We start from the raw sequence: 14513 nt of genomic DNA on the forward strand, positions 1-14513 counted from the left end.
CCCATGACGAGGCGCTCTCTCTTGTGCTATCTCAAACTTTTGGATATTTGATGACTATGAGAAGGAACACTGTTGAGTACCGTACTAGATGAAATTATTGGTGGAGTACGTGAGGATTTAGAGGATCGTCGTGCAAAACATCCTCTGGAAAAGGTGCAGGAGCTAGCGCTCTCTACGGCACCAGCTCTTGACGCTGTATGTGCTTTACGTGGTGATGGCCAAACTGTGCGCATCATTTCAGAGGTGAAACGTTCGTCTCCTTCGAAAGGTGTCCTGGGGGAAATAGCGGATCCAGCGGAACTAGCAGTGAAGTATCAGCGTGGAGGAGCAGCAGCTATTTCGGTGCTTACTGAAGAACGCCGTTTCGGCGGAAGCCTGGAGGATCTGGACGCGGTGCGTGCTCACGTCAGTATTCCCATATTGCGTAAAGATTTTATTGTTGATGAGTACCAGATTTGGGAAGCACGTGCACACGGCGCAGATCTGGTGCTTCTTATTGTTGCTGCCTTGGAAGAAGATACCTTGAGCGCTTTCTTAGAGCTTGCCGAATCGCTTGGTATGAATGCTCTCGTAGAAGCACATACTTCAGAAGAAATATCTATCGCTCAGCGTGTCGGAGCCAAAATTATAGGTATTAACGTTCGCAACCTAAAAACTCTTGAAGTCAAGAACGCGCATTATGCAGAGCTTGCGGCCGATCTGCCGGAAAGCGTTATTAAAGTTGCAGAATCTGGTGTATCTGAGCTGAGCGATGTACAGAACTACGCGCAGGCTGGTGCTGATGTCGTGCTTATTGGTGAGACTCTGGTCAAATCTGGAGACCCGGAGAAAACTGTACGTGAATTTTCGGCTGTACCTCATCTCTAATGCAGATTAGAGCTATCTTACGTAGATGACAGTTTTTCACATGTGAATAATCATAGGGCTTTTCTTTATATACGCTGACGCTATGTCATTCCGCGTAGAATAGTAAGAATACGAACAAGCCGTACCATGAGTTAAGTGTACAAACCTAACTCATGGATGAAAATAAAAGTACCCGGGAAGGACAACAATGAGCGAAAACCTGGCAGACGCATTTCTTGAGGGGAAATCCCTCAAAAATGCACCCGGTCCCTACTTCGGGCAATACGGTGGGCGATGGATGCCTGAATCGTTAATTGCCGCCATGGATGAGCTTGAGTCTACCTTCCAGAATGCTAAGCAGGATCCAGAGTTTATTGCGGAATTTCAGCGACTCTCTGCTGAATACTCGAATCGTCCTTCATTGCTAACGGAAGTTCCGCGGTTCTCAGAGCACGCTGGGGCTCGGATCTTTCTGAAACGTGAAGATCTTAACCATACCGGTAGCCACAAGATTAACAATGTTTTAGGACAAGCACTTCTCGCAAAGCGCATGGGTAAGACACGTCTGATCGCGGAGACCGGTGCTGGTCAGCACGGCGTAGCAACGGCAACGGCTGCTGCGCTTTTCGGCATGGACTGTGTGATTTACATGGGTGAAGAAGATACTGAGCGGCAGGCTTTGAACGTGGCGCGTATGCAGCTTTTGGGCGCGAAAGTTATTGCCGTTCAGAATGGCTCCCGTACTCTGAAAGACGCTATTAATGAGGCTCTTCGAGACTGGGTCGCTAATGTCGAGAATACCCACTATCTGCTGGGTACAGCGGCGGGAGCACATCCTTTTCCTACAATGGTGCGTTTCTTTCATGATGCTATTGGTTCTGAAGCACGCGAACAAATTCAACAGATGACTGGGCGTCTTCCCCACGGAGTTTCTGCCTGTGTTGGTGGGGGTTCAAACGCCATTGGAATCTTCCATGCATTCCTTGATGACCACGATGTAAAACTTTACGGTTTTGAGGCGGGGGGAGACGGTGTAGAAACCGGACGTCACGCCGCAACTATTAATCTAGGCCGCCCAGGAATGCTTCACGGTGCCGTAACCTACCTGATGCAAGACGAAGATGGGCAAACTATAGAGTCGCATTCGATTTCTGCTGGCCTGGACTATCCCGGCGTTGGACCCGAACACTCATACCTTTCAGACTTAGGCCGTGTCAGCTACCAGCCGGTGACCGATACTGAAGCTATGGATGCTTTTCAACTGCTTTGCCGTACTGAAGGTATTATTCCTGCCATCGAATCGGCGCATGCACTTGCCGGTGCGTTACGGGTCTGTCAGGAGTGGGCGCATCAAGATTCTGAGTCTGCCCGTGAAAAAATAATGGTGGTGTGCCTATCTGGTCGTGGCGATAAAGACATGGAGACTGCCTTGAAATGGTTCGATCTAGGGAAAGCAACCCCGTCATCTTCTCTCATGACAGGCAATAAAGAGGCAGTTGCTGAGAAGGCAGTGCAGGCAGAAAGCGAGGCGCACGCATGAGCTATCAAGACGCACAGCGGCATGCGGCAAAGTACGAAGTCCTTGACGGTACCTTCCCGCCCCAAAACCCGAACTCGCTTCTCGTGCAGCGGTTACGCGAATGCAAAGAAGATGGGCGTGCAGCACTTATCGGGTACCTCCCCGCAGGTTTTCCCAACTTTGAAGATTCTGTGGCAGCAGCTATCGAATTAGGCAATAACGGTGCCGACATTATTGAGCTGGGCGTACCGTACTCGGATCCGGTCATGGACGGCCCCGTTATCCAGCACGCAACAGGTGCCGCGTTAGAAGGCGGCTTCAAACTTTCTCGGGTTTTTGATGCTGTACGGCGCATTACTGAGGCAACCCAAGCTGTCGTTGTCGTGATGACGTATTGGAACCCCGTACTTGCCTACGGTGTTGATAATTTTGCACGTGATCTTGCGGCTGCTGGAGGAGCTGGAATGATCACTCCAGATTTAGTACCCGATGAAGCATCGGCTTGGTTCGAAGCCTCTGAAAAATACGGGTTAGATCGTATTTTCTTGGCGGCGCTATCATCATCGCCTCAACGTTTAGGGACTATCGCTAAGGCTTCGAGCGGGTTCGTTTATGCCGTTTCTGTCATGGGCGTTACAGGGGCTCGCACCTCAGTCTCAGAAGCTGCCCAAGGACTTGTCGAAAACCTTCATGCTGCAGGCGCTGAATACGCGTGTGTTGGTTTAGGCGTTTCAACTCGTGCCCATGTTGAAGAGATCGGAACTTATGCAGATGGTGTGATTGTAGGAACGGCACTTGTAAAAGCTCTAGCTGATGGAGGTCCTATTGCGGTGGGAGCATTAACTCGTGAACTTGCAGGACGTGCATAGTATGAATGTTATATTATCGGAATCCTTTACCTCAGCAGTATCCCTTCCTCTGGCGTCAATCCCGTCGCCGAGTGTATCTTATCTTCAGCTTGGGCCGTTTCGTATCCATTTTTACGCACTTTGCATTTTAGCCGGAATAATCGTGTGTCTATGGCTTAGCGCTCGGCGCTGGGCACAAGTTGGCGGCACACGTGAGCGCGTATATGACGTGGCAATGTGGGCTATTCCCGCTGGAATTATTGGGGCGCGTGCTTACCATGTGCTCATTACAGACCCTGGCAGCTATTTTGGTCCCAATGTCTCTGACCCTTGGGCTTTCCTGAAGATTTGGGAAGGCGGCATCGGCATTATGGGAGCGGTGTCCGTAGGAGCCCTGGGGGCCTGGATTGCTTGTCGCCGATACCAGATTAACTATGCAGCATTTGCGGATGCAGTTGCACCAGGTATTATTTTGGCGCAGGCTTTTGGTCGTTGGGGCAACTGGTTTAATCAGGAGCTTTTCGGTAAGCCTACTACCCTTCCGTGGGGTTTGGAGATTAGTCAATCGAGTGGGAATTTTCCTGCTCAATATCCCGCAGGAACTCTCTTTCATCCCACGTTCCTTTACGAATCATTATGGAACCTTGTGGGCGCATTCCTTCTAATTTTCCTGGGGAATAGGTTCCTGAAGCGCGGACAAACTTTTTGGCTCTATGTGCTGTACTACGGTATTGGGCGGTTCTTCATTGAAGTGTTCCTGCGTATTGATACCTCTGAAACACTTCTAGGGCTGCGGGTTCACGTGTGGACATCGGGTGCCCTGGTTGTACTAGGGTTGATCGGCTTTGTTGCCGCTGGTATGCGCGCTAGGTCGAAAGCTGCGGCGGGCATTGCTGAAGCTCCAGTGCAGGGATCATCTGTTCAGCAGACCCCCAACTCAGAGAAAACTGCCGCCCAAGATCCGGATGAGGTTTCTAACCAGGGTAAAGAGACCTTGGAAGAATCTCGGATATCCGAGAAGAAGGTAACGGAAGAGAAGAAAGCTACAAAAGACAAAGAACCAGGCACCCAGGAAGAGCCTGCAGATAGGGTTCAAGCCGGTGATAAGCAGGATAAAACCCCTGAGATCCCGTGGAAAAAATCTAAATCGTAAATTCTTGGACAACTAATCTTGGGTCCTCTTCACTATTTCAATGGTGGAGAGGACCTGACTTTTTCCTTGATGAAAGATAAAAGGAGGGGGCGGGCCGCACACACAAGACCCACCCCCTGCAACCGAATACGTTATCGGCGCGGCCTCGCACCCGCATCCGGAATCAATAGACCGGAGGAGGAGAGAAAACCTCCGGCCAAGTTTATTTTGGTAACCTGCTATGCAATATCAGAGGAATTTGGATATTGCTTCAACAAGTGGTTTTAGAGACTCTCGGTTAGTGTAATCCGCATGACCGGTTTTATAGCACTCAAGCATTTGCTGAATACCTTCGTTGGGGTTTGGATTAGCCATCAACCAAGCGCGAACCGGACCTTTAAGAGCGGTCTTATGAGCAAGTGAAAGCTCTGAAAAGTCAATCCCACCACGTAAATGGAAAGTCGGGCGTCCATCGGTGAGTTCTGCAGTATAACTTTTAGCGACAGCCTTGTCGAGCAGTTTCTTGGAGTACTCGCCTGTGAAGGAAACCGTGAAGAATGCAGTACGTTCCTTTTTAGGGAGAATAAAGGGAACAATCTTCTTCTTGAGGCTGGGAGCGCCTGTAAGGAACCCGCCGTAATCGCTACCGCCAATAATAACGGAGTCCGCTGCTTCCACAAGTTCAGGGGTTACTTCTGTAGCCCGTAAAGTATCGACTTCAGGAGCCTGTGGTAATGCTCGCAGATCTTCTGCTATCCAGTTCGCATAACGCTCGGTGTACCCATAGGTTGAACCGAAGATAATCAGCACACGAATGGTCACTGAAGCCTCCCAAAGCAAATTTGCATACAAGATACTAATTATTGATTCCAGTCTATGGCAGGTGGTGATAAATGTGAAATTGCTTAGCCAATACTGGCGTGTCGTTTTTATCACATGGAAGAGGGGAGTGAGCGATGAACATCAAGGTGTGTCATACATGATGTGGGCATATTTGTTTCTCGGACAGGAGCGCTTGGCCATAGTTTCAAATGAGATGTCAGAAAACAACTAAAACCTAATTATTGTTCTGAGGGGCAGGTAGAGAGCACGTGAGTCTTGAGTGGGCAACATGGTTCGAGGTTAAAACAAGGATTTCCTGAAAATACCGAGAATTTTCCTCCCGAAAACGCTTGAGAAGGAATATACTAGAAGGGATGAATGCCGCACATGCCATGTTGTGTATACATGGTGTTGTGTGGGAATAATTGGGATTCCTGATGAGAAGGTTCCATCTATATTGTGGGTATCTTTCTTAGAAGGTTCCACCCCAACACACGAAGGTTAGGTACATGAGGCGCGCAAAAATCGTTGCAACCATTGGTCCGGCTATTTCTTCTCCCGAAAAAATTGCGGAAGCGATCAAGGCGGGTATGAACGTTTCCCGTCTGAATATGAGTCACGGTGACCATGACGTTCACACTAACTCTTACACAACTATCCGTGAACAATCCGCGGCGTTGGGGAAAGAAGTAGCTATTCTTGCTGATCTGCAAGGTCCTAAGATCCGTTTGGAGCGCTTTGTAAACGGGGAAGAATATCTAAAGCCTGGCGCTGATTTTACGATTACTTCTGAGGACGTTGAGGGTACCAAGGATATCTGTGGTACGACTTATAAAGGTCTTCCTGGCGATGTGAAGCCTGGCGATAAACTTTTGCTGGATGACGGTAAGATCCAACTGGAAGCCGTTGAAGTAACTCCAACTCGTGTTCGCACTCGTGTGATTGTAGGCGGACCTATTTCAAACAATAAAGGCATCAACCTTCCTGGGGCGGCCGTTTCTCTTCCCGCACTGACCGAGAAGGATGAGGCTGACCTTCGTTTTGCCCTGAATTTGGGCGTAGATATTATTGCTCTTTCCTTTGTACGTAGCGGGAAAGACGTAAACCGCGTTCATGAGATCATGGCCGAAGAGGGTATCCGTATTCCGGTGATTGCCAAGATCGAAAAGCCTCAAGCCGTTGATAATCTGCAAGATATTATCGACAAGTTTGATGGCATCATGGTCGCCCGTGGCGACCTTGGCGTGGAACTGCCGTTCTCTGAGGTGCCACTGGTTCAGAAGAAAGCTATTGAGATGGCTCGTCGCTGGGCTAAGCCCGTTATCGTGGCAACTCAGGTACTTGAGTCCATGATCTCTAGCCCGACTCCTACGCGCGCGGAAGTCTCTGACTGTGCAAACGCAATCTTGGATGGCGCCGATGCGGTGATGCTCTCCGGCGAGACTTCGGTAGGCAATTACCCCATTATTACCATTGCGGCAATGGCCTCCATTATTCGTGATACTGAGGAAAAAGGTCTATACCGCGTACCACAGCTGGACCGTAAGCCCCGTACCCGTGGTGGTGCCATCACGCGTGCAGCTGTAAACATTGCGGAACAATTGGATGTAGATTACATTAGTACTTTTACCCAGACGGGTGACTCAGCACGCCGTTTAGCACGTCTACGCCCTGCGCAGCCGGTACTTGCTTTCACCCCCAACCCAAAGGTGCGTGCTTTTATCTCACTGTTGTGGGGTGTTGAAGCTGCGCATGCGCCGGTGGCGACCAACATTGACGGTACGACCGACATCGTAAATGACTACCTGGTCGAGCATAAGCTCGCAGAACCGGGTGATCTTATTGTGATTGCTGCAGGTTCGCCTCCCGGGGTGGCGGGATCAACCAATATGGTTAAGGTACACCGTATTAAGGAACAGGGTTCCGGCGAACATGAACCGGAAGAGCGTGAGCACCTGCGCCCCTACGGGGAAGACGAACATAAGTAAGGTTCTTCTTTATCGTGTAAACATTTTTCGAACTGAATCTATGAGAAGTCCCGCCTCTTTGATGCAGGAGGCGGGACTTTTTATATGCGGAAAGACCCACCATATGAGTTGCGGGTACCCAATCTATTGAACTGGAGCTCCAAGAAAATAAAAACTCGTCTCAAAACCATAACTATGGTCAAGACGAGTTTAGTAAATGTGCCCGAGGTGGGACTCGAACCCACACTCCGAAGAACCTGATTTTGAGTCAGGCGCGTCTGCCAATTCCGCCACTCGGGCTTGCACTCAAAGGTACGCATAAGATTCTACCCTATCGATTGGCAGAAAATCGAATTACAAAGAGCAAGAAATATCCACAGTATTCTTTGAATCCTCGACGATAGTTTTGCACCTAGACGAGAAACATACAAATTTCAACCTTATACAGTAGATGAAGTTTTATTAACTACTGTAGAATAAAGGCGACTGAAAATAGACCAAGGAGAGAGTTATGTCAGAGAAGACCGCTCACGAACACGAGGGAGATCAGGTCTCGGCGCGCACCGTTGTGGTTGCCGAAGACGAAGCATTGATTCGCCTGGACATCGTCGAAATCCTGAAGGACCAAGGGTTCGAGGTCGTGGCAGAGACCGATAATGGTAAAACCGCTATCGAGCTTGCCAAAAAACACCATCCCGATTTGGTGCTCATGGATGTCAAAATGCCGATTATGGACGGTATTACAGCCGCCGAGGAAATCGGAAAGGAAAAAATAGCGCCTGTGGTGCTCCTGACCGCTTTCAGCCAGAAAGAGCTGGTGGATCGTGCTGTTGAAGCTGGGGCCATGGCATATGTGGTCAAGCCCTTTACTCCTAATGACCTTTTCCCCGCTATCGAGGTGGCGCTTTCTCGATATGAACAGCTGCGTACGCTAGAGAAAGAGGTTACAACTATTCGTGATCAGTTTGAGACTCGAAAGCTCGTAGATCGTGCCAAGTCATTGCTTATCACCAAAATGAACCTCACCGAGCCTGAGGCATTCCGGTGGATTCAGAAGACCTCAATGGACCGTCGCCTCTCTATGCGAGAGGTATCCGATACTATTATCAAGCAGCTGTCTGAGTAATATTCTTGGGACCTTAGTGTCAAGTCCCAAACGATGATTAGCTGCTGCTCTAGAATATAAAATTCAGGAGTGTGGATTTTCAGGACAACAAGACTCTTGTTGTCCTGAAAATCCACACTCCTGTTTTACGCTTTCATTTGCTCACGACAGCATTGAAATGAATGTATTAGCGTCGCATTATACGGGTTATGTCGTCATCGTCATCACTACCATGAGGACCTTTAATCGGGCGTGCTGTTGGGGATCCAGCCCAGAGTAAAACGCCGGCTGCTATGAAAAGTCCTAGCCACCAGAAACTTCCTGGATTTCCCATAGCGGCAACCCAACATACCAGTAGAGCAGCTATGGCTAAGGGCAATGTAATACGTTTTGCACGGACGATTTTTGGATAGCGTTTGGAATACGGTTGGCGCGCCATATCAATCCTCTATATGTCTGCTTTAGGGTCGTGGAATGATCATATTAGTTATACGAGCTGCACAAATAGTTCGATCGGACTCATCCATAATCTCTATAGTGTGTACACAAACGGTACGTCCCAGCTTAACTGCCGTACAGATTCCCGTAACGTGGCCACTAATGGCGGGGCGCACGTGAGTTGCATTGAGATCTACCCCAACGGCTATGGAGTCAACTCCTCCATGGATACCTGCTGCTAATGAACCAAGAGTTTCTGCAAGAACAGCCGAGGCCCCTCCGTGGAGCAAACCGACAGGCTGGGTATTCCCCTGCACAGGCATGGATGCCACAGCTCGCTCAGCAGTTAGCTCACTAAAGATAATTCCCATACGGGGGATTAGCTCTCCCAAGCCCTTCGGAAAGAATTTATGAGTCTCTGCGGGCACACCGTGCTCGTTGAGCTGCGCTACAAGGTCAGCAGATAGTTTAGGGGTAGATTCAGTCATGCCTTCAAGTGTACTCCCAGTGATAGGGTGGAGTAGAAAAAGAGCTCTTATCAAGTATGTGTTTGTCGGGATTGAGAAGAAACGAGATTCCTGCTTTGGAAGGTGTAAGAATATGGATGATCATGCACGTATCTATGAAGAATGGCATCGGTACGCTAAAAACCGTGATACTGAAGGACTGCTCAGCCTTTATGCTGAGGACGCAGTTTTTGAAAGCCCCCTCGTGCCAGCAATAATTCCCGGAGCTGGCGGCGGAGTTTTGCGGGGACGAGAAGCGATTAAGCATTTTCTGGAAGAGGGCACCCACCGTCGTCCGAATGAACTTGTACGTTGGTACCGCACGGGGGAGTATCTGACTAATGGGAAAACTTTGGTGTGGGAATATCCGCGAGAAACTCCTGAAGGAGAACAAATAGATATCTTAGAGCTCATGGAAATATCTGATGGGCTTATTGTGAACCATCGCATCTATTGGGGTTGGAAAGGATGTCAGCATATTAGCGAAGCCCTCGTACGGAATAAGTAAGGTGTAAGTAAAGCTCCATATGAATAACGGGGTGCGCATCCAAGGTTTCTGGACGCGCACCCCGTCGTTTAGATCAAGGCTATGCCGAAATTGCTTCTGCTTTTTCGATGTCTTCATCGCTAATCCCGGCAGTTGGATCAACTCCCAATATCTTAGAGATACGTTCGGTAAACGTTGCAATGGTGGCATCTCCGGTGACATTAGTTGCGGTACCGAAAGAGTCTTGCGCAAGGTACAGAGCAATCATGAGGGCGATCATGGATTCATTGAAACCAAGCATCGACTCCAGCAGCCCAATGGCGGTCATCACGCCTCCGCCGGGTACGCCCGGGGCCGCGACCATCATAATGCCTAGCATAAGCACTACTGGAGTTACCGAGGCAAAATTGGGGTTTTGCCCAGTCATATACAGGACTGCGACTGCACATGAAGTAATCGTGATCATAGAACCCGAAAGGTGGATGGTAGCGCATAGCGGAATAGCGAAATCAACCACGCGAGGAGAAATACCAGCCTTCTTCGCGGATCGAACCGTTACCGGGATGGTAGCTGCTGAGGACTGGGTTCCGATGGCCGTGAAATAGGCGGGCATCATGGTCTTGAGCATCCTAAACGGGTTGCGCTTTGAAACGCTTCCGGCAACTGTGTACTGTAGCGTTAGCGTTACCCAGTGCAAGATAATGACCATAATGAATACCATGCCAAAGACCGAAAGAATCTTAGCAACCTGGCCCGCAAGGGTCATATTCGCAAAGACACCCACGATATGGATGGGTAGAAGCGGAATAATAACGTAGCTGAGAAGCTTCTCAATGATAACTTGAAAATCCTCGAAGAGATTGAGCATGCTACGAGTCTTGAGGGCTGTTATTCCCAGACCTAGGATAAAGGACAGAATAAGTGCGCTCATCACTCCCATAATGGGGTCAAGCTCAAACTTGATGTATCCTGTCGAGAGTGCATTTTCAGGGTTATCAAAAGATTCTAACCGTTGCCCCTTCAACAAAATAGGGTACAGGAATAGTGCCGCCGTTAAAGCTAAAAATCCAGCAACAATACTGGAAAGATATGATAGAGCTACGGTAATGCCCAGCATCTTACCTGCACCTTGGGCTAGCGAACCAATTCCTGGAACGATAAAACCGATAATAATAAGCGGGATAGAGAAGCTCAGGAACGCACTGAAAACAGTAGAGAACGAGACAAAGATCTGAACTACAACATCGGTAGGGATAGAGGTACCCAGCCCGCTATTTATGCCACCGATCATCCCAGGAGTTGTAGCACCGATAAGAACACCTGCAAGAATTGCAATCACAATCCAGGCAAGGAGAGGGATCTTTTTGAGTAGTTTCATAATTTCCTATGTGTGTTGGGACCGATAAGATCCATGCCGCTCATCCCCGGTATTCTCAGGGAACACTCAAGTATAGAGTTATATCCTAGCGTGAATGAATATGTTTATCCAGCGACAGGACAGACGTTCATGACATGAAAACGCCTAGCCGGTACTAGGCCTTTTAGAAGTTTTCAGGCGTGTTGCGTTCACTATCACTCACGCCGTCGAAAACCTCTAGAATGGGATTGTGAGTAACTCAGAAAATACCCTGCTCCTTATTGATGGACATTCACTGGCCCTTCGCTCTTTCTTTGGCATTTATACAATGGCAGAGAAAACGGGAAGCCATGTTTTTGTGCGAAGCGACGGGCAGCATACGGAAGCAGTTCATGCCTTCCTGTCTACCTTGCTGAACATTATTAAAGACCATAACCCTAGCCATATTGCGGTGGCATTCGATCTGCCCGGTGGTACTTTTCGCACGGAGGAATACAGCGAATATAAGAGCGGCCGTAACGTTATCCCTGAAGCCTTCGACGGGCAGCTTGATCTCATCAAGAAGATGCTCGGAGCTCTGAAAATCCCGGCGCTCACCCAGGAGAATTATGAGGCAGATGATATCGTCGCGACCCTGACACGGCAGGGATCAGAAGCTCAATACAAAGTGCTCATTCTTTCAGGAGACCGCGATATTTTCCAGCTTGTTACGGACGATGTTACATTGCTGTATCCCGTAACGACTGGTCCCTCCAAAGGTATTCAGCGTATGGATCCTGCAGCGGTTGAGAAAAAAACAAAAGTACCACCTCGGCTGTATCCGGATCTCGCTGCGCTCACCGGTGAGCAAGCCGATAATCTGCCTGGAGTCCCCGGAGTTGGACCAGGCTTTGCTGCTAAATGGCTTCACGAGTACGGTGATCTTGAAGGTGTACTTGCTAATAGCGAGAACATCAAAGGTAAAAAAGGTGAGGCTCTGCGCGAAAACATTGAGAATGTGCGCAGGAATCGTCGCCTCAACCAGCTTGTTGACACGCTCAATTTGGATGTTGAGTTCGATCAAATGCGGTTTATTCCGGACCTTCAAGAGCTTGAAGCGTTCTTCGATGAAGTGGAATTCCGCACTATTCGTAAGCGGGCCCAGGATATATTAGGGCCTGTCATACGTGCTTTGGGTGCGCAAGTTCGTACCGCAGGTGAAGAACCCATGACAGATAATGGTGTTCCGAGTGGTCCCACCTTTGAGCCGATTCGTACCGATGATGCGATCACCGTGAAATCGGCCGCAGATTTTCGTGTATGGTGCGAGCATGCAGCCCACGTTGGGTATGGGCGTGACGCATCGGGTAATGCCATTGAGGTTCCTGAAAGGCTTAAAGGTGCGGTTACGCTTTTCCCTGTGATTGATGTGCCTGTAGCCCGTGAAGGTGTGAAAGTTACCAAGACTAAGATTCGCGCTGCTGAAGAGAATCCGGTACTGCGAGGAATTATTCTGACCTCGAAAGAATCGTCGCTGTGGATCAACCTGACGAATATTTCCGAAGATCTCGCCTCAGCATTCGCGGAGTGGGTTTCTGACCCTCAAATGCGTAAGATCGTGATGGATCTCAAAAATCAGCGGAAACTCTTACGTGAGTACGGGTATAAACTCGATGGAGCCATCGAAGATCCGTCATTATCCTCATATATGTGCGGATACATAGCAGCTGCGAATCGTAGGCTCTTTGCTGAACGTATTGAGGATTTAGCCGAGAAATATCTTTGGATTCCCCAACAGGAATTCAGCGAACTTGTCTTCCCAGAGGAAGCACCCTCACTTTTTGAGATGCCCGGTGAAGAGAACCTACGTTACTTTACCCAGGTTTCACGGGTTATTCACGAACTGGCGCGTATTCTGCACTTCGAGATGCAGGAACAGGGTCAGCTTAAGATTTATGAAGATATTGAGCTTCCGCTTCTGTACGTTCTGGCCGATATGGAACAGGCGGGTATCGCTGTCTCAGATGCCTTACTAAACGAGCTTAATGATACGTTCAGCTCACGCGCATCCATGGCCGAGGAACAGGCGAAAGTACTTATTGGTGGTGACGTCAATGGTGAGCCCCTCAATTTGGCATCTGTGAAACAGCTCCAAACTGTACTCTTTGAGAGGCTCGGTCTTCCGAAGACCCGCAAAATTAAGTCCGGATATTCAACGGATTCAGAATCTGTGGCTGACTTGTTGACCAAAGTATCGCCGGAGTCAGATGGTGCTCAATTCTTGATTGCGCTCCAGGCATACCGAGATAACATCAAGCTCAAACAGACTGTCGAAGGTTTACAAAAAGCGGCAGTCGCAGATGGTCGTGTACACACTACTTTCCAGCAAAATGCCGCATCAACGGGGCGTCTGTCCTCAACGGCGCCGAACCTGCAGAATATTCCAATCCGCACTGATGAAGGGCGGCGTATCCGCGGCGCCTTTATCGTGGCTCCAAAAATTTTAGACGGCGTAGAGTATGAAGGCTTGCTCACCGCCGACTACTCGCAGATTGAGATGCGTATTATGGTGCATCTTGCCGCCGATGAGAAATTAATCCAGGCTTATGCGGATGGTGAAGACCTACATCGGTACGTTGGCTCTGAGGTGTTCGGGGTTGCCCCCGAAGAGGTGACACCCCAGATGCGTGCGAAAGTTAAAGCAATGTCTTATGGACTGGCATACGGTCTTTCTCGATTTGGTCTCGCGAAGCAGCTCAACATTAGCTCCGATGAGGCAGGGGAGTTACGCACCAACTACTTCAAACGATTTGGTCGTGTGGGGCGTTTCCTGCGCGGGGTCGTCAAACAGGCTCATAATGACGGTTATACCGAAACTATTTATGGGCGCCGCCGTTCACTGCCAGATCTTGACTCTCCAAACCGAACTCGACGTGAGGCAGCCGAACGAGCTGCCCTCAACGCTCCAATTCAGGGGACAGCTGCAGACATTATTAAAATCGCGATGATTAACATTCACCGCCGACTTCAAGAAGAGAACCTTAAGACCCGCATGCTCTTGCAGGTTCATGACGAGATTATCCTCGAAGTTGCCGCCGGTGAACGCGAAGCAGCGCAGCGCATCCTAGTAGAAGAAATGAGTGAAGCTATTGAGCTGAAGGTTCCTCTCGACGTGCAAGTTGGCTGGGGCAAGTCCTGGGAAGAAGCCGGCCACTAGTCAGAAGCCGTGAATAGAGATGAACGATGCCGTCGGACTTATTCGGAATATATTGCACACAGAATATAATGCAAAAAATACCCGCACCGATGCGCGTCATTCATTGACGACACGCCCGAAAAACACGTACACTAGTAATCGCGTGTATCAGCATCCCTATGCACCAGAGGTATGTACCTACGCATCTTCCGGATGATACGCGCGGTAAGTATCCGTCAGAATCGACGTCACCTCCCATGTTTTGAGTAGGAAACAGCAAGTGGGCGCTCGCAAACTTGCCGGAGACGTCG

11 protein-coding genes and 1 tRNA gene are annotated in these 14513 nt (G+C 49.3%); 8 read left to right on the forward strand and 4 right to left on the reverse strand.

What is annotated here, in order from left to right:
* Positions 1 to 72 precede the first annotated feature (72 nt).
* From trpC to lgt, 4 genes are all read left to right on the forward strand, one after another.
* Positions 73 to 867, forward strand: a complete 795-nt coding sequence (gene trpC, locus HMPREF0733_RS08710; protein ID WP_013398973.1) for an indole-3-glycerol phosphate synthase TrpC — start codon at positions 73 to 75, stop codon at positions 865 to 867.
* A 187-nt stretch (positions 868 to 1054) separates the two neighbouring features.
* Positions 1055 to 2386 (forward strand): tryptophan synthase subunit beta, encoded by a 1332-nt coding sequence (gene trpB / locus HMPREF0733_RS08715; protein WP_013398974.1) that lies wholly within the window; start codon positions 1055 to 1057, stop codon positions 2384 to 2386.
* Positions 2383 to 3234 carry a tryptophan synthase subunit alpha gene (gene trpA / locus HMPREF0733_RS08720; RefSeq protein ID WP_013398975.1) on the forward strand — a complete coding sequence of 284 codons (852 nt, stop codon included), beginning with the start codon at positions 2383 to 2385 and terminating at the stop codon, positions 3232 to 3234. The genes trpB and trpA overlap by 4 nt, the downstream gene beginning before the upstream one ends.
* Before the next feature lies 1 nt (position 3235).
* The gene (gene lgt, locus HMPREF0733_RS08725) at positions 3236 to 4366 is read left to right on the forward strand and encodes a prolipoprotein diacylglyceryl transferase (RefSeq protein WP_080556873.1); all 1131 of its coding nucleotides are present in this window, start codon (positions 3236 to 3238) and stop codon (positions 4364 to 4366) included.
* Positions 4367 to 4594: 228 nt separating this feature from the next.
* On the opposite strand, the gene HMPREF0733_RS08730 is transcribed toward lgt, so the two are convergent.
* Positions 4595 to 5167 carry a flavodoxin domain-containing protein gene (locus HMPREF0733_RS08730; RefSeq protein WP_013398977.1) on the reverse strand — a complete coding sequence of 191 codons (573 nt, stop codon included), beginning with the start codon at positions 5165 to 5167 and terminating at the stop codon, positions 4595 to 4597.
* Between the two features lie 509 nt (positions 5168 to 5676).
* Here HMPREF0733_RS08730 and pyk point away from each other — a divergent pair.
* On the forward strand, positions 5677 to 7155 hold the full coding sequence (pyk, locus tag HMPREF0733_RS08740; protein WP_013398979.1) for a pyruvate kinase: 1479 nt from the start codon (positions 5677 to 5679) through the stop codon (positions 7153 to 7155).
* Between the two features lie 199 nt (positions 7156 to 7354).
* On the opposite strand, the gene HMPREF0733_RS08745 is transcribed toward pyk, so the two are convergent.
* Positions 7355 to 7434 (reverse strand) — tRNA-Leu (locus HMPREF0733_RS08745).
* A gap of 211 nt (positions 7435 to 7645) precedes the next feature.
* Between HMPREF0733_RS08745 and HMPREF0733_RS08750 the strand changes: the two genes are divergently transcribed.
* On the forward strand, positions 7646 to 8260 hold the full coding sequence (locus HMPREF0733_RS08750; RefSeq protein WP_004004567.1) for an ANTAR domain-containing response regulator: 615 nt from the start codon (positions 7646 to 7648) through the stop codon (positions 8258 to 8260).
* 440 nt (positions 8261 to 8700) lie between these two features.
* Here HMPREF0733_RS08750 and HMPREF0733_RS08755 read toward each other — a convergent pair whose 3' ends face one another.
* Positions 8701 to 9165: a PaaI family thioesterase gene (locus HMPREF0733_RS08755; RefSeq protein ID WP_013398980.1), complete on the reverse strand. Its 465-nt coding sequence runs from the start codon at positions 9163 to 9165 to the stop codon at positions 8701 to 8703.
* 112 nt (positions 9166 to 9277) lie between these two features.
* Between HMPREF0733_RS08755 and HMPREF0733_RS08760 the strand changes: the two genes are divergently transcribed.
* Positions 9278 to 9691 (forward strand): nuclear transport factor 2 family protein, encoded by a 414-nt coding sequence (locus tag HMPREF0733_RS08760; RefSeq protein WP_037230878.1) that lies wholly within the window; start codon positions 9278 to 9280, stop codon positions 9689 to 9691.
* 79 nt (positions 9692 to 9770) lie between these two features.
* On the opposite strand, the gene HMPREF0733_RS08765 is transcribed toward HMPREF0733_RS08760, so the two are convergent.
* Entirely contained in the window at positions 9771 to 11048 is a 1278-nt protein-coding gene (locus HMPREF0733_RS08765) for a dicarboxylate/amino acid:cation symporter (protein ID WP_013398982.1), read from the reverse strand.
* 229 nt (positions 11049 to 11277) lie between these two features.
* Here HMPREF0733_RS08765 and polA point away from each other — a divergent pair, with 229 nt between their 5' ends.
* Positions 11278 to 14223 (forward strand): DNA polymerase I, encoded by a 2946-nt coding sequence (gene polA / locus HMPREF0733_RS08770; RefSeq protein WP_080556875.1) that lies wholly within the window; start codon positions 11278 to 11280, stop codon positions 14221 to 14223.
* The last annotated feature ends 290 nt before the right edge of the window (positions 14224 to 14513 follow it).

Origin of the sequence: Rothia dentocariosa ATCC 17931 (genome assembly GCF_000164695.2) — a bacterium.
In the GTDB taxonomy this organism is placed as follows: domain Bacteria; phylum Actinomycetota; class Actinomycetes; order Actinomycetales; family Micrococcaceae; genus Rothia; species Rothia dentocariosa.

What these genes read in the sequence shown, in the direction of transcription:
- HMPREF0733_RS08755 (WP_013398980.1), bottom strand. Translation starts at nt 9,165, where the DNA reads ATGACTGAATCTACCCCTAAACTATCTGCTGACCTTGTAGCGCAGCTC.
- pyk (WP_013398979.1), top strand. Translation starts at nt 5,677, where the DNA reads ATGAGGCGCGCAAAAATCGTTGCAACCATTGGTCCGGCTATTTCTTCT.
- HMPREF0733_RS08765 (WP_013398982.1), bottom strand. Translation starts at nt 11,048, where the DNA reads ATGAAACTACTCAAAAAGATCCCTCTCCTTGCCTGGATTGTGATTGCA.
- HMPREF0733_RS08750 (WP_004004567.1), top strand. Translation starts at nt 7,646, where the DNA reads ATGTCAGAGAAGACCGCTCACGAACACGAGGGAGATCAGGTCTCGGCG.
- trpB (WP_013398974.1), top strand. Translation starts at nt 1,055, where the DNA reads ATGAGCGAAAACCTGGCAGACGCATTTCTTGAGGGGAAATCCCTCAAA.
- lgt (WP_080556873.1), top strand. Translation starts at nt 3,236, where the DNA reads ATGAATGTTATATTATCGGAATCCTTTACCTCAGCAGTATCCCTTCCT.
- HMPREF0733_RS08760 (WP_037230878.1), top strand. Translation starts at nt 9,278, where the DNA reads ATGGATGATCATGCACGTATCTATGAAGAATGGCATCGGTACGCTAAA.
- trpA (WP_013398975.1), top strand. Translation starts at nt 2,383, where the DNA reads ATGAGCTATCAAGACGCACAGCGGCATGCGGCAAAGTACGAAGTCCTT.